We start from the raw sequence: 17,366 nt of genomic DNA on the forward strand, positions 1-17,366 counted from the left end.
ACAACCTCGATTAATTCCAGTTTAATGCAATGGCCCCCACCCTTGGGGCAGGAAGCAAGGCCAGCGGAATGGCCGACAACAACAAACTCAGGAAGAGTGAATGAATCTCGCCAAAACGGCGATCGAACGCCCCATCTGGGTGGCGGTCTCGATCGTGCTGATTTTTCTGCTGGGCCTGCTCAGCATCCGGGGGCTGCCGATCCAGCTGTTTCCCGACATCGATCGCCCGCACCTCAACATCTCGGTGGACTGGCGCTCGGCCTCACCCCAGGAGATGGAGTCGGAGATAACCGACCCCATCGAGCAGGAGATGCAGGGGGTGCAGGGGCTCAAGAACCTCACCAGCAACAGCTTCCCCGGCTTCACCGAGATCGATCTGGAGTTTGCCCTCGGCACCGACATGCAGCGGGCCCAGCTTGACGTCATCTCCCGCCTGAACCGGGTCTCCGGCCTGCCGGACAAGATTGGCGGTCCCTACGTCAACAACTACAGCAGCAACGACACCCTCACCTTTTTCTTCATCCAGCAGCTGCCCGGCGCCAAGGGGCCGATCGACGATCACCAGGCGCTGATCGAGGCGCGGATAAAACCCGAGCTGGAGCGGATCCCCGGGGTGTCGACGGTCGACATCCAGGGGATCAACGAGCGCCAGATTCAGATCCGCTTCGACCCCTACCGCGCCGCCGAGCTGGGGGTGGAGATCCCGGTGCTGGCCAGCCGGGCCAGCACCGGCTGGGACGTCTCCGCCGGCACCCTCGACATCGGCCGCTGGGAGTACAAGCTGCGCTTTGCCGGCCGCTACGACGTGGCGACCCTGGGAGACAAGGTGGTGGACTGGCGCGACGGCCTGCCCATCTATCTGCGGGACGTGGCGGAGATCCAGCTGGCCCGGGAGGAGAATCCGGTGCTGCGCATTCAAAATGGCAACACCGCCATCGCCGCCCAGATCTTCAAGGAGAGCGGGGCCAACGCCCTGGCGGCGCTGGAGGCGATCAAGCTCAAGGTGGGCGAGCTCAACCGCGAGGTGCTGGAGCCGGTCGGCCTGCACATGGAGCAGTCGTTCGACGCCTCTCTCTATATCAACCGGGCGGTGAGCATGGTGACCGCCAACCTGGGGCTCGGCGTGCTGCTCTCCTGCGCCATCCTCTGGGTCTTTCTGCGCCGGCTCAAGGCGACCCTGATGATCGCGATCGCCATCCCCATCAGCATCATGCTCACCTTCTGTCTGCTCAAGGTGCTGGGACGCACCCTCAACGTCATCTCGCTGGCGGGCATCGCCTTTGCGGTCGGTATGGTGCTCGATGCCGCCATCGTGGTGCTGGAGAGCATCTACCGGCGCCACGAGCGGGGGGATCTGAGCAAGGCGGAGGCGGCGCTGGACGGCACCAGTCGGGTGTGGACCGCGCTGGTGGCCTCCACCCTGACCACGGTCGCCATCTTCCTGCCGGTGCTGCTGCTCAACGACGTGGAGGGGCAGCTGTTTGCAGACCTTGCGCTGACCATCGCCTGCGCCGTCACCGTCTCCATGCTGGTGGCGGTGACCGTGCTGCCGGCGGTGGCGGCGCGCTGGATGGGGCGCGAGCGGCTGACTGACCCCTATGAGGCGCTGTGGCAGGGTACCACCCGCCACGTGATCCGCTGGACTGCGACGCCCCGCCGGCGCTGGATCGTCATCACCCTGATGATGAGCCTGCCGGCGCTGGCCACCTGGGCCCTGCTGCCGAAGATGGACTACCTGCCGGACGTGAAGCGTGACGCGGTGGATGTCTGGATGAACTTCACCCCGGGCTTCAACCTCAAGGCCCAGCGCGAGGAGGTGATCGACACGCTCATCGCCAGGCTGGATCCCTATATGAAGGGGGAGCGGGAACCGGCCCTCAAGAACTACTACATCCTGCGCTACCCGGGCGGCGCCCAGATCGGGGTGCGGCCGAAAGAGGAGGATCAGATCAAGGTGCTGGAGCAGCTGCTGATGAAGCAGTTGCTGGTGGGCATCCCCGACACCCAGGTGTTTGGCGGTCAGGGGTCGCTGTTCGGCGGCTTTGACAGCGAGAACGGCATCTCCCTGTTGCTGCAGGGAGGTGATCTGGTTGAGCTCTATCGGGCGGCGCGGGCCGCCATGGCCATCGTCAAGCAGGATCTGCCGGGGGCCCAGGTCAGGCCGCAGCCGGATCTCGATTTCACCGCCCCCGAGCTGCGGCTGGTGCCGCAGGACAGGCGCCTCGCCGAGGTGGGCTGGGATCGCACCCCCATGCCCGCCATCATCCAGACCTTCGGCGACGGGCTGCGGGTCGGTGAGTATTTCGACGGGGAGGAGCGGCTCGACATCATGCTGATGGGGCAGACCTCCGCCAACCCGGACGAACTCAAGGCGGTGCCGCTGGCGACCCCGTCCGGGCGCATCGTGCCGCTCGGCGAGCTGCTGCGGGTGGAGCACGACATGGGGCCGGCCAGCATCTTTCGGGCTGACGGGCGGCGCAGCATCAGCCTGCAGATCTCACCCCCGGCGGGGATGAGCATGGAGCAGGTGCTCGATACCCTGCAGAGCAAAAGCTTTGCCGCCATCCGGCCACTGCTGCCCGCCGGTGGCGAGCTGCGGGTCTCCGGCAATGCCGACAGCCTGCAGCAGGCGCTCAGCAACCTGGGGGCCATCTTCCTGTTTGCGGTGATGATCCTGCTGATCCTGTTGTGGGGGGTCTTTGCCTCCCTCAAGGATGCCGTGCTGGTGCTGCTGACCCTGCCGCTCGCCACCGTCGGCGGCGTGCTGGCGCTGCACCTGAGCGGCCTGCTGGTGCCGTTGCCGATGGATCTGCTGACCATTATCGGCTTCGTCATTTTGCTGGGGCTGGTGGTCAACAACGCCATCCTGCTGGTGCACCAGACCCGCACGGCGGAGCGGGAGGGGATGAGCCGCCAGCTGGCGGTGGCCGATGCCCTGCAAAGTCGGATGCGTCCCATCGCCATGACCAGCCTCACCAGCATCTTCGGCATGCTGCCGCTGATGCTAAGCCCGAGCGAGGGCAGCGAAATCTACCGGGGACTGGCCACCGTCATCGTTGGCGGCATGAGTTGCAGCACCCTGTTTACCCTGGTCCTGCTGCCCGCCTTCCTGCGGCTGGGTGAGCGGGTCGACGTGCCGCAGGCCATTCGGCAGCGGGCCTGAGCAAGGAGCTCATCGATGACACACGGTTTTACAAGGATGGTTGTGGGCGCGGCGCTGCTGGCGGGGGGCGTGTTCCCCGCGCTGGCACAGGGCAAGATGGTGACCCTGGCGAACGTGACCCGGGGGGAGGCTGCGGCCAGCATCTGGGTCAGCGGCACGGTGGCGAGCCGCCAGCAGGCGGCGCTCAGCGCCGAGGTGAGCGGCCGGGTGGAGTGGATCGCCGAGTTCGGCAGCCGGGTCAGCAAGGGGGATGAGCTGCTGCGCCTCGACAGCGCGGCGCTGCGGCTCTCGTTGGAGCAGGCCCAGGCCGAGCAGGCCAAGTGGGAGAGCAACGTGCGCTTCGCCCGCGCCGAGTTTGGCCGGTTGGCGACCCTGCATCGCCAGAAGAGCGCCTCCCAGAGCCAGTATGACAAGGCGCGCTACGACGTGGAGCAGGCTGAACTGGCCGAGCGGTTAGCGCGGGTGCAGGTGCGCCAGATTGAGGAGCAGCTGCGCAGAAGCCACATCTTCGCGCCGTTCGACGGGGTGGTGAACAACCACTTCATCCAGCCGGGGGAGCATGTGGATGCCGGCGAGCAGGCGCTGGAGCTGGTCAACCCCGATCAGCCCGACATCCGCCTGCAGGCCCCCATCGTCTGGGCCGGCCAGCTGGCGCCCCAGACCCGGCTGCGGGTGGAAGGGGATCAGCTCAGCGGCCACGGGGTCTACTACCAGCGGGCGGCCAGCGCCGATCCCAAGTCGCGCCTCATCGAACTGCGCCTCAAGCCGGAGGGGGGGCGCTTCATCATCGGCTCGCCGGTGCGGGTGGCGTTGCCGCTGGCGGAGCAGCAGACCATGCTGCTGCCGCGCGATGCCCTGGTGCTCAACACCGAGGGGAGCGTGGTCTATCAGGTGGAGCAGCACGGCGAGGAGCTCAAGGTGAACCGGGTGCCGGTGACCGTGCTGTTCGGCGACAGCCGGCAGGTGGCGGTGAGCGGGGCGCTCAAGCAGGGGGACAGGGTGGTGGTGCGCGGCGCCGGCAGCCTGCAGGACGGCGACAAGGTGGAGCTGTTTCGCGGCTGATACCGCTTGGTCACCATGAAAAACGGCTCCCGCGGGAGCCGTTTTTGTTGCAGGCAGGAGGGGCGATTACTCGACCATCATCACCTTGCAGGTGTTGGTACTGCCGACGGTTTCCATCTTGTCGCCGTGGGTGAGCAACACCATGTCGCCGCTTTGCAGCAACCCCTTGGCCTTGAGCACGTCCAGCGCGTCGCGGCACACTTCGTAGACCGGCTTGGTCTCGTCGCCGTCAAACAGCACCGGGGTCACGCCGCGGTAGAGGTTGGTCCAGGCCAGGGTCTTGTTGTGCGGTGACAGGGCGAAGATCGGCAGGCCGGAGCTGATGCGGGACATCAGCAGCGGGGTGGTGCCCGACTCGGTCAGCGCCACGATTGCCTTGACCCCTTCCAGGTGGTTGGCCGCATACATGGTGGACATGGCAACCGCCTCTTCCACCGAGGTGAAGGTGTAGCTCATGCGGTGGTTGGAGACGTTCAGGCTCGGATGCTTCTCGGCGCCCACGCAGACGCTGGCCATGGAGGTAACGGTCTCGATGGGGAACTGGCCGGCGGCGGTCTCGGCGGAGAGCATCACCGCATCGGTCCCGTCCAGCACGGCGTTGGCCACGTCCATCACTTCGGCACGGGTCGGCAGCGGCGCGTTGATCATTGACTCCATCATCTGGGTCGCGGTGATGACCACCCGGTTCAGGCGACGGGAGTGGCGAATGAGCTTCTTCTGCACGCCGACCAGCTCGGGATCGCCGATTTCGACGCCAAGGTCACCACGGGCCACCATGACGGCATCGGAGCCGAGGATGATGTCTTCCATCGCCTCGTCGGTGGCGACGGTCTCGGCGCGCTCGACCTTGGCCACGATCTTGGCGTTGGAGCCGGCTTCGCGGGCCAGCTCGCGGGCGTAGCGCAGGTCATCGCCGCAACGAGGGAAGGAGACGGCCAGGTAGTCCACGTTCATGCGGGCGGCGGTCTTGATGTCTTCCTTGTCCTTCTCGGTCAGGGCCGGGGCGGAGAGGCCGCCACCCTTCTTGTTGATGCCCTTGTTGTTGGAGAGCGGACCGGCCACGGTGACCGTGGTGTGGATGCGGGTGCCTTCGACCTGCTCCACTTTCAGTTGCACGCGGCCGTCGTCCAGCAGCAGGATGTCGCCGGGCACCACGTCATTGGGCAGGCTCTTGTAGTCGATGCCGACCTGCTCCTGGCAGCCTTCACCCTTGCCGAGGGCGGCGTCGAGGATGAATTTGTCGCCGATGGCCAGATAGATCTTGCCGTCCTTGAAGGTGGAAACGCGGATCTTGGGGCCCTGCAGGTCGCCCATGATGGCGACGTGACGGCCCAGCTTGGCGGCGATGTCACGCACCTGGTTGGCGCGCAGGATGTGGTCTTCAGCAGTGCCGTGGGAGAAGTTCATCCGCACCATGTCGGCACCGGCACGGATGATCCCCTCGAGGATCCCTTCGCGATCGGTGGCCGGACCGAGTGTGGTTACAATCTTTGTACGTCTTGGCATGAAAGACTCCAGTTTTGAAGTTGATATGACTTGAGATACTGCCCCGTCAAGCGCATGACCCATTGCACCCGCTTGCAAGCCATCTGGGTGGCTTTTGTTACTAAATTACAATACTACACCAAGGAAGGTGGCAGAGACAGCCGGGGGCCGGGGCCCCCGTTGTTCACGAAGAGTGGGGTGTATCAAAGCGGGATTCGCGCAAACCTTCTTTGACTTTCTTCAGGTTTTCGCGAAATTTCATGCCGCGGCGCAGGGTGAAACCGGTCGCCAGCACGTCCACCAGGGCGAGCTGGGCGATGCGCGAAGCCATCGGCATGTAGACGTCGGTGTCTTCCGGCACGTCCATGGAGAGCACCAGGTTGCACTCGCGCGCCAGCGGGGAGTCCTTGGCGGTCATGCCGATGACGGTGGCGTCGTTTTCACGGGCCAGCGCGGCAATCTCCACCAGCGCCTTGGTGCGGCCGGTGTGGGAGATGAGCACCACCACGTCCCCTTCGCTGCTGTTGATGCAGCTCATGCGCATCATGACGATGTCGTCGAAGCTCACCACCGGGATGTTGAAGCGGAAGAACTTGTTCTGGGCATCGCGGGCGACGGCGGAGGAGGCCCCAAGGCCGAAGAAGCTGATCTTCTTGGACTGGGTCAGGATGTCGACGCAGCGATTGATGGCCGAGATGTCCAGGCTGTTCTTGGCGGCATCGAGGCAGGCCATGGTGGATTCGAAGATCTTGGCGGTATAGGTATCGGGCCCGTCTTCCGCCTCCACGTGGCGGTTCACATAGGGCGTGCCGTTGGCCAGGCTCTGGGCCAGATGCAGTTTGAAATCGGGAAAGCCCTTGGTATCGAGCCGGCGACAGAAACGGTTGACGGTCGGTTCACTGACGTCAGCCATCTTGGCGAGGGTGGCGATACTGGAGTGGATGGCCGTCTGTGGGGAGGCCAGGATGACCTCGGCGACTTTACGCTCTGATTTACTGAAACTTTCCAAATTATTAGTAATTTTATCAAGGGTATTCATCATCACCACCAGGCGTTTTTGTAATTTAGCTTCAGTGTCTTTGCACTAAATTCATGGCTAAGCAGGTTTCCAATCAACTTGATGACTATACAAGACAAGCTCTTATCGAAACTAATCTCGGCCCTGCAAAGTATGACTCATGTCTAATTATTTCGTTGTTTTGGTTACAAACTTCCAGTCATTCCGTGAAAGCGCTTACAAATGTTGCAAAGCAACAACACTGTGAGCGGGCGCACAGTTGCACCCATCAAACGCGCCGCAAGGGGAGGGGCTCGGGTAGAATTGGCACCAAATAATAAGTGCGGGACGGTAACGGCCGCCCCGACCCCAGTAACGAAGGAGTTGTTTTATGCAGCATACCCATGCGCTGGTCGGCGACGTAGGCGGCACCAATGCCCGGTTGGCCCTGTGCGAGCTGGCAACCGGCACCATTTCCCAGGCCAAGACCTATTCCGGGCTGGCCCATCCCACTCTCGAAGCCGTGGTTCGCCTCTATCTGGATGAGCACAAGGTGCAGGTGAGCGAAGCCTGCATCGCCATCGCCTGCCCCATCAACGGCGACTGGGTCGCCATGACCAACCACAGCTGGGAGTTCTCTATCAGCGAGATGCAGGCCAATCTGGGGCTGACCCGGCTGCAGGTGATCAACGATTTTACCGCCGTCTCCATGGCGGTGCCGGTGCTGGGGGAGAGCGATCGCATCCAGCTGGGTGGCGCGGCCCCTGTGGCCGGCAAGCCCATCGCCATCTACGGGGCCGGTACCGGCCTTGGCGTCGCCCACCTGGTGCAGGCGGGTGAGCAGTGGCTGAGCCTGCCGGGCGAGGGCGGTCACGTGGATTTTGCCGCCAACAGCGAAGAGGAGGATGCGGTGCTGCAGGTGATGCGCGCCGAGCTGGGCCACGTCTCGGCCGAGCGGCTGCTCTCCGGCCCCGGCCTCGTCAACATCTACCGCGGTCTGGTGAAGTCAGATGGCCGCGAGCCGCAGGCGTTCGAACCCAAGGACATCACCGAGCGCGCGCTGGCGGGCGAGTGCCTGGACTGCCGTCGCACCTTGAGCCTGTTCTGCGTGCTGATGGGCCGTTTTGCCGGCAACCTGGCGCTCAACATGGGCACCTTCGGCGGCGTCTACATCGCCGGTGGCATAGTGCCGCGCTTCCAGGAGTTCTTCATTGGCTCGGGTTTTCGGGTGGCCTTCGAAGACAAGGGACGTTTCAAATCCTACCTCAAGGATATCCCGGTCTTCCTCATCACCCATGAAGGGCCGGGCCTGCTCGGTGCCGGCGCCTATCTGCGCCAGTCGCTGGGCATCAAGTTGTAAGCAACGGCAGGGCGGGTGACGCAATGGACATGGTTCAGCCTTGATTCAGTGACCGTGGCGTAGAGTGTCCCTACGTACTCAAGAAGAGAGGGCGCCATAAGGAATTGGGACTTCTCTTCATCCGCTGGGTGCGTTTGTCACCTGACAAGCCTGAACTGTTTCACCGGCCCTTGCGGCCGGTTTTTTTATGCCCGCCGTTTACTGCCGGCCTGTTTTGCTGGCGATGGCGGCAGCCGGGTCTGTGTGAGGTGGCGGGGCCACAATGCAGTGCGCCTGCCGGTTGGCAGGCGCACTGGGTGGGCAGAGATGGCCTCAGGGCAGGTCGAGGGTGAAGCGGGCGCCGCCGAGCGGGGACTCGTCCACCATGATCTGGCCGCCGTAGCTGTGCACGATTTCGGTGACCACCGCCAGCCCGATCCCCTGGCCGGGGGAGCTGTCGGCGCGCACCCCGCGCTGGAAGATCTGCTGCGACTTGCCCGGGTCGATGCCGGGGCCGTCGTCCTCGATCTCGATCCGCAGTCGGTCGAGCCGGCGGCTCACCGTCACTTTGATCTCGCTGATGGCGAACTTGAAGGCGTTGTCGAGCAGGTTGCCCATCAGCTCCATCAGGTCCCCCTGCTCACCGGCGAAGAAGACGTCGTCGTCGAACTTGAAGCGGGTTTGCAGCTTCTTGTGGCGATAGACCTTGGCGAGGCTGGCCAGCAGCTTCTCGATGAGGGGCACCGGCTCGGTCCCCTTGCTGGCGAGGCGCTTGCGGCCGGTGACGGCGCGGCGCAGCTGGTACTGGATGATCTGATCCATGGTCAGGATCTGCTCATTGATGTTGTCGTGAATGTCGCGCCCGAGCTTGACCTCCTGCGCCGTCATCTGGATCAGCGCCAGCCGGGTTTTCAGACTGTGGGCCAGGTCGTTGAGGGCATGCTGGTAGCGCTGGGTCTGCTGGCGCTCGTTCTCCAGCAGCTGGTTGACCGACTCGGTCAGCGGCGTCAGCTCCCGCTCATAGTCGTTGGAGAGCGCCTCCCGCTTGCCGGCCCGGATCTCGTCGATCTGGCGCGCCATAGTGCGCAGGGAGCCCAGGCTCCAGAAGCTGGTGAGCAGCAGCAGAGCGCCGAGCAGGGCGTAGGCGAGCAGGGCCTGGCGGATGCACTGGTAGAGGTAGTCGCGGGTCTGCAGCAGGTAGCGCTTGGCGGAATCGACCATCACCACGTAATAGGTGGTGGGGCCGTCACCGTGGTTGCGCAAGAAGCGCAGGCTGTAGATGAAGTAGCTCTCGCCATTCTTGATGGTGAGGCGCTTGAAGAAGTAGTCCTGATCCAGCCCGCCCAGGTACTTCATCAGATCGTCACAGATGGAGTCCTTGACCTGGATCACCTCCGGCATGTGCAGGCTGGACCAGCTCAGCTGGCCGTCGGCCCGGCAGATCAGGGTATCAAGGTTGGGGTCGATGGCATCCGGAGTGAGCCGGCCCAGATCCGTGCTGGCCTGGGCGTCCGGCATCTTGGAGGAGAACAGCTTGGAGAGATTCTCCTGCATGCGGGTGCTGGCCTTCTGGGCCTGCTCATCGGTGTGGCCCAGATAGAGGATGTAGACCGAGAAGGACATGATGAGCGCGATGACCAGCATGGCGCTCAGCATCAGCTTGATGTGCAGCGAGCGGCGGATGAAGCGCATGGGGCGCGGCAGACGAAAGCCCATCAGCTGCACGACAGATTGAAGATGTAGCCCTGGCGGCGGATGGTGGAGATGGGTTGGATGAGCCCCTCCGGATCCAGCTTCTTGCGCAGCCGGCTCACCATCACCTCTATGGTGTTGGGGTCCCCCTCGCCGTCGCCGTAGAGCTGATCCAGCAGCTGCTGCTTGGAGACCACCTGGCGGGCGTTGCGCATCAGGTATTCGAGGATGAGGTACTCAAAGCTGGTGAGCACCACCGGCGTACCGGCGATGGTCAGCTCCTTGCGGGAGAGATCCAGCTCGTAGTCGCCAGCCTTGACCCTGGGAGAGATGAAACCGGCGCTGCGGCGCACCAGGGCATTGAGGCGGGCCAGCAGTTCGTCCTTCTGGAACGGCTTGACCAGGTAGTCGTCCGCCCCCGCTTCCAGCCCCTCCACCTTGTCCTGCCAGTTGCCACGGGCGGTCAATACGATGATGGGGAAGGGGATCTGCTGCTCGCGCAACTGGCGGATGAGCTGCAGACCGTCCATGTCCGGCAGGCCCAGATCGATGATGGCCACGTCGATGGGGTAGTCGGCGGCGTAATGGAGCGCCACCTGGGCGCTCTCGGTGCTGTGCACCTGATTCTGGGCTTCGGTCAGCAGGGTGGTGAGGTGGTGATTGAGCAGCTTGTCGTCTTCGACCAACAAAATTTTCATAAGGTGCGCGATCATGGGGATCCAGGCTGTCAATTAGAGGGCTTATGACGGGGAGAGTCAATCTGGATCCTAACAGCCCCGCCTGTATCGGGACTGAATCAGCCCGCCATTATTCACAACCCAGTCATTAGCCGGTGCGGGCCATGGCCGCGAGCTCGTCATCAGAGGTCTGCTGGCGCCACAGCCTGGCATAGAGCCCCTCGCGAGCCAGCAGTTCATGGTGGCTGCCCGACTCCACTATCTGCCCCGCCTCCATCACCAGGATGCGGTCCGCCTCGCGCAGGGTATTGAGGCGATGGGCGATGCTGATGAGGGTGCGGCCGCGGCGGATGGCCGGCATGTTGGCCATGATGGCCGCTTCCGACTCATAGTCGAGGGCCGAGGTGGCCTCGTCGAGCAGCAGGATCCTGGGGTTGACCAGCAGGGCGCGGGCCAGGGCGATGCGCTGGCGCTGCCCGCCCGACAGGCGGGCTCCCTTCTCTCCCACCTGTTGCTCGAAGCCCTGCGGCAGCTCGCGAATGAAGGTGAGGGCGCCGGCCAGCTGCGCCGCCTGCTCCAGCTCGGGCTGAGTGGCATCGGGGCGGCAGATGCGGATGTTGTCGGCGATGGTGCCGGAGAAAAGCACGCTCTCCTGCAGCACCACGCTCATGTTGCGACGCAGGGAGACGGGATCGGCGATGGCGAGATCCATGTTGTCCACCAGCACCTGACCATGTTGGGGCACATAGAGCCGTTGCAGCAAGCGGGTGAGGGTGCTCTTGCCGCAGCCGGACGGGCCCGTGATGCCGATAAACTGCCCCGGCTCGATGGCGAAGGAGAGGTTGGCCAGCACCTCGGGGGCATCCGGCTGGTAACGAAAGCGGATGTGGCGAAACTCGATGGCGCCTTGAAGGGCTGGCACGGAGGCGAGCCCGTGGTTGCCATGCTCCGGTGCCTCGTCGAGGATGTCGCCGACCCGGCGCAGGGCGATCAGGGTGTGCTGAAAATCCTGCCACACCTGGGCAAGGCGCAGCACCGGCTGGGTGACGTGACCAGCCAGCATGTTGAAGGCGACCAGTTCTCCCGGGCTCATGCGGCCGTTCAGTACCTCGCCGACGCCAAGCCAGAGCAGCAGGGCGGCAGTGAGCTTTTGTACCAGGTCGATACCCTGGCCGGCCGCCAGCCCCACCTTCCTGGCCTGAAAACCGCGCCTGAGCTGACGTGCCAGCAGGCGTTGCCACTCCTGGTAGAAGCGGCGTTCGGTGGCCGTGGTCTTGATGGTTTCGATGCCGGTGACCGCCTCGGTCAGGAAGCTGGTGGCATCGGCGTCCGCCTGATACTCCGCCTCGACCTTCTTGCGCACCAGGGGGCCTATCAGCAACCAGAGCAGGAAGTAGATCAGCAGCGAGCCCAGCACGCAGGCGGTCAGGCGCGGGGCATAGTGAAACATGACCCCGACGAACAGCAGGATGAACAGCAGATCCAGCACCAGCATCAGGGTCGAGCCGGTGAGGAACTGACGGATCTGGGCCATCTCCTTGACCCGGGTGATGATCTGGCCGGTCTGGCGGGTCTTGAAGTAGCCGATGGGCAGGCCGACCAGATGGCGATAGAGCTTGCCGGAGAGCTCGGCATTGACCTGGTTGGCCAGGTGGCCGAACACCTGGCCGCGCAGAAAGCCGTAGAGCGGCTCGGCGCAGGCCAGCGCCACCATGGCCAGAGCCAGCACATGCAGGCTGCCGAGGCTGCGTCCCACCAGCACCTTGTCGATGATGTTCTCGAACAGCAGCGGGCTGGCGAGGGCGATGAGCTGCAGCAGAATGGCGAAGCAGAAGACGTCCCGCAGCTGTTTCTGCTGGCGCAGCACCGCCGGGCTGAACCAGCCAAGCCCGAACTTGACCTCGGCCGGGGTGAGATCCTGCTGGGCCAGCAACAGAAAGTGCCACTGCGCCGCCAGGGCCGGACTCGGCAGCGGCTGCAGGCTGCTGGTGCCGCTGGCGGGATCAAACAGCTGCCAGCCCGCTGGCGTGATGGCAGTGATGGTGTACCAGCGGCCATCCCGCTTGAGCAAGGCCGGCAGCGGCAGCGCCGCGAGCGGGCAGCCCGGCCCCTGTGACAGGGCACTGCGCAGGCCAAGGTGGGCGGCGGCTTCCCGCACCGTCAGGTCGGGCGGTGCCAGATCGCAACCCAGGGCGTGGGCCAGCTGATCGGCATCGGCGGTCAGCATCAGTTGATGGGCCGCGTGGGTGAGGGCGGCGAGGGCGCCATTGGCGACGGGAGCGCGGTCGGCGGCGTGGGTTTGGTCCATCTTCATCGCTCCCGCAGCGCCTCGGCCTGATACTCGCGAATGGGGCTCAGCAGGTAGTCGATGACCCGGCGCCGGTCGGTCTTGATCTCCGCCACCACCGACATGCCCGGAGTGAGCCTGACGGGCTGGTTGTCGATCAGCATCTCGCCCTGGCTCAGCTTGACCCTGGCGGCAAAGACCAGCCCCAGCTGCTCATCGGCGGTGGCGTCGCGCGACACGCTCACCAGCTCGCCATCAATGGTGCCGTAGCGGGTGTAGGGGAAGGCGTCCACCTTGATGCTCACCGCCTGCCCCTCGTGCACGAAGCCGATGTCCTTGTTGAGGATCTTCACCTCGGCGAGCTGCACCCCTTCGTTGGGTACGATGACCAGCAACTGCTGGGCTGGCTGCACCACGGCGCCCTGGGTGTGAATGGCCAGCTGCTGCACCGTGCCGGCCACGGGGGCGCGGATCACCTCCAGGTGCTCCCGCTCGCGCAGTTTGGCGAGTTCCTGCTCGATGGCGGTCAGCTGCAGCCTGGCCTGCTGGCGCTTCTCGATCCACTCCCGTTGTTTCTGTGCCTTGAAGCCGGCCAGCCGCTCCTGCAGGCTCTGCTGCTGGGATTGCAGCACCTCCAGCTCTGCCCGCTGCTGGGCGAGCTGGCGCTGGGTCTCCAGCAGCTCTTTTTCCTGCTCCAGATACTCCACCCGGGAGATGGCCTGGGACTGGCTCAGGGTCTGACGGGCCTGCAGGCGGGGCCGGATGTTGGCCAGCAGGGTAGTGAGGGAGGCCATGTCGCCTCGCCTGGCGGCCTGGTTGGCCTGGTTGACCCCGAGTTCGGCCTGCAGATTGCTGAGGGTGCTGTGAAATTCGTGCAGCTCGCTCTGGTAGTTCTCTACCAGTGCCTGCTGCTGCTCCGGGGTGAGCCTGGCATAGTCGGGATGCTGGTCGGGTGTCTGCTCCCGGTAAAGCGCCTGGTAGCGGATCAGCGTCTGGTACTGGAAGGCCTGCTGCTGTCGCAAGCGGCTCAGATCCTGGCTGACCCCCAGGGTATTGAGGGTCAGCAGCGGCGCATCAGCGGCCACCACCTGACCGTCTTCCACGTGGATGGTCACCACCCTGGCCTGCTCGTAGGACTGGATCAGCTGGCTGCGGCCAAGCACCAGCAGGCGGCCGCTGGCGGTGGCCTGGATGTCGAGCTCGCCCCAGCAGGCCCACAGCAGGGTCAGCAGCACGCCGGCACTGAGGGTCAGCGCCGTGATGCGGGCAAAGGGAGAGGGGGGCGTCTCGGCCAGCGCCAGGTGGGCCGGCAGAAAGCCGTAGTGGGTATCCGCCTGCCGGGGTGGACGGGGTTGGCGAAAGCGGGCCAGCCAGGTACGCAGATTCATGGGGTCTCCTCGTGCAAGTCCTGCTGCAGTCGCCACAGCCGGGCGTAGTGCTCTCCTCGCGCCAGCAGGCTGGCATGGTCGCCCTGCTCCACTATCTTGCCGCGTTGCAGGACGATGATGCGGTCGCACTGGCGCACGGTGGAGAGACGGTGGGCAATGGTGATGACGGTGCGGCCGCAGGCGATCTGGCGCATGTTGCGCTGGATCAGGGCCTGCGACTCATCGTCGAGGGCGCTGGTGGCCTCGTCGAAGATGAGGATCCTGGGGTCGGCCAGCAGGGTGCGGGCGATGGCGAGGCGCTGGCGCTGGCCGCCGGAGAGCGAGCTGCCCCCCTCCGCCAGCACTGTGTCATAGCCAAGGGGCAGCCGCAGAATGAAGTCGTGGGCGCCGGCCAGGGTGGCGGCCCGGATGATCTGGTCCAGGCTGGCATGGGGCACCGACTGGGCGATGTTGTCCCGTACCGACTTGTTGAACAGGTGGTTCTCCTGCAGCACCACCCCCATCTGCTGGCGCAGGTGGTGGAGGGGGAGCTGGCGGATGGGCTGGCCGTCGATGAAGATCTCGCCCTGCTCGGGTTGATAGAGGCGCAGCAGCAACCTGGCCAGGGTGCTCTTGCCCGAGCCTGAGCCGCCGACCACCCCCAGCGTTTCACCGGGCGCTATGGTCAGGGAGAGATCATCGATGATGAGGGGGGCGTCCGGCTGATAGCGAAAGCGCACCCGCTCCAGTTGAATGGCGCCGGCACTCACCTGACCCGCGCCGTCACGCTGATGCTCGGGGGGCAGGTTGAGCATGTCACCCAATTTGTCTACCGCGATCCGGGTCTGGATGAACTGGCCCCACAGCTCCACCAGCCGTGACAGGGGCTGGGCCACGTGGCCGGCCATCATGTTGAAGGCGATGAGCTGGCCTATGGTGAGCTGCAGGCTGATCACCTCGCTCGCGCCGAGCCAGAGCACGCCGGCGCTCACCAGTTTTTGCAGCCACATGACGCCGTGCTGGGAGGCGTTGTTGAGCTGCTGCACCCGGTAACCGGCGGTCACCATCTGGCTGGTCTGCTCATCCCAGCGCCGCACGAAGCGCGGCTCCAGCGCCAGGCTCTTGAGGGTCTCGGCGCCGGCGACCGTCTCGTTCAAGAAGGCGGTGTTGGCGGCGGCGTGGCCGAACTGCTGTTCGACCGCATGCTGCATGCGCGGGGTGATCCACCAGGCGATCAACACATAGGCGGGGATAGAGAGCAGGATCACCAGGGTCAGCATGCCGGAGAGGCTGGCCATGACCGCCAGGAAGACGAACATGAACAGCACGTCCACCGTCAGGGTGAACATGGTGCCAGTCAGGAACTCGCGGATGGTGTTGAGCTCCTGCACCCGGGTCACGATGGCGCCTACCTGGCGGCTCTTGAAATAGAGCAGGGGCAGGGCAAACAGGTGCTGCACCATGCGCAGGCCGAGCTGTATGTCGATCCGGTTGGCGGTGTGGGCGTACTGATACTCCCGCAACCCGCGCAGACAGACCTCCACCAGGGCGGTGATCAGCAGCCCGAACACCAGCACGTCCAGCGTCGACCAGGCCTGATGCACCAGCACCTTGTCCATGACGACCTGAAAAAAGAGCGGGGAGATCAGCGCCAGGAGCTGCAAGACCAGTGAAAAGAGCAGTATCTCCCCCAGCAGCCGCTTCTGCTGCAGGAAGGCGGGAATGAACCAGCGGATGTCAAAGCGGCTCTGTTGCCTGCGCACTTCATAGACACGCCCGTTCCAGCGAGCCAGCAATTCCTGCTGGTCGATGATCTGCGGGTTGCCGACGGCGGGATCCAGGATCAAGGCCTGCTCCCCCTGGCGCTGGGCCAGCACGAAGGGGGCGCCGCTGTCACTGAGCAGCACCAGGGGGAGCGTCTGTTTGGCGAGTTTGCGGGGAGCAATGTGACGTTGGCGGATCCGGCTGTCGGTCTGCTGCTGCAGCCTATCGATAATAATATCAAAGGGTTCGTCTGGCGTGATATCTATATCTTTAGGGGGACAGCCCAATAATCCGGTAATAATCTTCAAGCATGCCAAAACAGACTCGTCATGCGCAGTCATAATATACCCCGTTGCCGCGTTTAAACCCCTCCTGTTTATATGGGGCAAGGTGACCTGTTGCAGGCAGGGCGCGCATACTAACGAGCCGATAATTCCCTGTCAAATTTTATATACACTGACAAACTCCATAATAAATTATTGAGCCCATATATCCTGACGTGTTCCCAAGAGGTGTGCCTCTATTAACCTTAATGAGTTCATTGATATTTATTTTGACGTAATTACTCTATTTTTGAATCATTGTTTAATTGAATCGGCTAATATTTTCAAATATGGTAAATATAGCGAAAAATGAGATGTTAGCGCCATGTTGATTTATCTTTGGCGGGATTTTTGTTTTTTGTTTTACCTTATATTTATTGATAATGGAATTTATATGACAGAGCAGTTTGTACAGACAGTATCCAGCGTCAACTACAACAAGGGTATTTTTTCCCTCTATTTCGTCGGGCAGGATCCGCTCAAGATGGCGCAGGGCGTCATGGCGGAAAGTGACAATGAGCTGGCGCTGAAACAGACGGTCCACATGCCGGCTGCTGGCTTTATGTATATGGTTTCAATGATAAAAAACATGCTTGAAGATCCGCGCATGGCCGCCGAGTTCGACAAGCTGATTGCCGCAGGCCTGATCCCGGCCGCCCCTGCCGACGCGCAGGAAAGCGCTCCTGCCGCCACAGCACAGGCTGCACCGCGCAAGAAGAAATAAATTTCCGGTTTGGGGAGTCAATGCACTTGGTATTGCAACCAACGGAACCGAACTGGCAACAAAAACAACATATGTTGGGAGGAGTCATGCTGCTCAGTCAGCACTCCTCCCTGCACCGGCGTTATTCCGTCGCCGAGTGGCAGCAACGTATATTGCCAGCATTTGAGTTGAACCAGTTCTGCTATTATGAAGACTCACACGGACGCCCGGTTGCATTTTGTAACTGGGCGTTTGTCTCTTTATCCATTCGTAACACCTTGCTGGCCGCCGAGCGCGAGCTGATCCGTGAGGATTGGCAATCCGGCGACCATATTTTTATTCCGGAGATGATAGCGCCATACGGACATGCCCGCGCCGTGGTGAGCGATCTGCGTCGCCGGATATTCTTGCCATGGAAAGGGCAGCGGGTCTGCACCGTGCGTGGTCATGTTCATGCCGAGCATGGTCAATGTGTTCGCAGGGTGCAGTGGTTTTCCATTTAATCAT

At 63.3% G+C, this 17,366-nt stretch carries 12 protein-coding genes; 5 read left to right on the forward strand and 7 right to left on the reverse strand.

Annotation, left to right across the window (positions count from 1 at the left end; genetic code table 11):
- Positions 1-100: 100 nt before the first annotated feature.
- Both G5134_RS03230 and G5134_RS03235 read left to right on the forward strand, forming a co-directional pair.
- Positions 101-3,163: an efflux RND transporter permease subunit gene (locus G5134_RS03230; RefSeq protein WP_421231863.1), complete on the forward strand. Its 3,063-nt coding sequence runs from the start codon at positions 101-103 to the stop codon at positions 3,161-3,163.
- Positions 3,164-3,178: 15 nt separating this feature from the next.
- Positions 3,179-4,225, forward strand: coding sequence for an efflux RND transporter periplasmic adaptor subunit (locus G5134_RS03235; protein WP_408839875.1), 1,047 nt, complete (start codon positions 3,179-3,181; stop codon positions 4,223-4,225).
- A 66-nt stretch (positions 4,226-4,291) separates the two neighbouring features.
- On the opposite strand, the gene pyk is transcribed toward G5134_RS03235, so the two are convergent.
- A complete protein-coding gene (gene pyk / locus G5134_RS03240; protein ID WP_005298729.1) occupies positions 4,292-5,731 on the reverse strand; it encodes a pyruvate kinase in 1,440 nt (479 codons plus the stop codon).
- A 163-nt stretch (positions 5,732-5,894) separates the two neighbouring features.
- Positions 5,895-6,752 (reverse strand): MurR/RpiR family transcriptional regulator, encoded by an 858-nt coding sequence (locus tag G5134_RS03245; RefSeq protein ID WP_039215309.1) that lies wholly within the window; start codon positions 6,750-6,752, stop codon positions 5,895-5,897.
- 346 nt (positions 6,753-7,098) lie between these two features.
- Here G5134_RS03245 and glk point away from each other — a divergent pair, with 346 nt between their 5' ends.
- A complete protein-coding gene (gene glk / locus G5134_RS03250) occupies positions 7,099-8,067 on the forward strand; it encodes a glucokinase (RefSeq protein ID WP_260750715.1) in 969 nt (322 codons plus the stop codon).
- 312 nt (positions 8,068-8,379) lie between these two features.
- On the opposite strand, the gene G5134_RS03255 is transcribed toward glk, so the two are convergent.
- From G5134_RS03255 to G5134_RS03275, 5 genes are all read right to left on the reverse strand, one after another.
- Complete coding sequence (locus G5134_RS03255) at positions 8,380-9,762, reverse strand: ATP-binding protein (RefSeq protein WP_005298736.1); 1,383 nt, start codon at positions 9,760-9,762, stop codon at positions 8,380-8,382.
- Positions 9,762-10,436 (reverse strand): response regulator transcription factor, encoded by a 675-nt coding sequence (locus tag G5134_RS03260; protein WP_010634645.1) that lies wholly within the window; start codon positions 10,434-10,436, stop codon positions 9,762-9,764. Before G5134_RS03260 ends, G5134_RS03255 begins: the two co-directional genes overlap by 1 nt.
- Before the next feature lie 127 nt (positions 10,437-10,563).
- The gene (locus G5134_RS03265) at positions 10,564-12,723 is read right to left on the reverse strand and encodes a type I secretion system permease/ATPase (RefSeq protein ID WP_421231864.1); all 2,160 of its coding nucleotides are present in this window, start codon (positions 12,721-12,723) and stop codon (positions 10,564-10,566) included.
- A gap of 2 nt (positions 12,724-12,725) precedes the next feature.
- The gene (locus tag G5134_RS03270; RefSeq protein WP_065018234.1) at positions 12,726-14,090 is read right to left on the reverse strand and encodes an HlyD family type I secretion periplasmic adaptor subunit; all 1,365 of its coding nucleotides are present in this window, start codon (positions 14,088-14,090) and stop codon (positions 12,726-12,728) included.
- Positions 14,087-16,174 (reverse strand): peptidase domain-containing ABC transporter, encoded by a 2,088-nt coding sequence (locus G5134_RS03275; protein ID WP_065018235.1) that lies wholly within the window; start codon positions 16,172-16,174, stop codon positions 14,087-14,089. Before G5134_RS03275 ends, G5134_RS03270 begins: the two co-directional genes overlap by 4 nt.
- A 307-nt stretch (positions 16,175-16,481) precedes the next feature.
- Here G5134_RS03275 and G5134_RS03280 point away from each other — a divergent pair, with 307 nt between their 5' ends.
- Positions 16,482-16,880, forward strand: a complete 399-nt coding sequence (locus tag G5134_RS03280) for a peptide chain release factor 1 (RefSeq protein ID WP_080689684.1) — start codon at positions 16,482-16,484, stop codon at positions 16,878-16,880.
- 20 nt (positions 16,881-16,900) lie between these two features.
- Positions 16,901-17,362: an RTX toxin-activating lysine-acyltransferase RtxC gene (rtxC, locus tag G5134_RS03285; RefSeq protein ID WP_010634639.1), complete on the forward strand. Its 462-nt coding sequence runs from the start codon at positions 16,901-16,903 to the stop codon at positions 17,360-17,362.
- The last annotated feature ends 4 nt before the right edge of the window (positions 17,363-17,366 follow it).

It is taken from the genome of Aeromonas sp. 600276 (assembly GCF_049175815.1).
Classification (GTDB): Bacteria; Pseudomonadota; Gammaproteobacteria; order Enterobacterales; family Aeromonadaceae; genus Aeromonas; species Aeromonas dhakensis.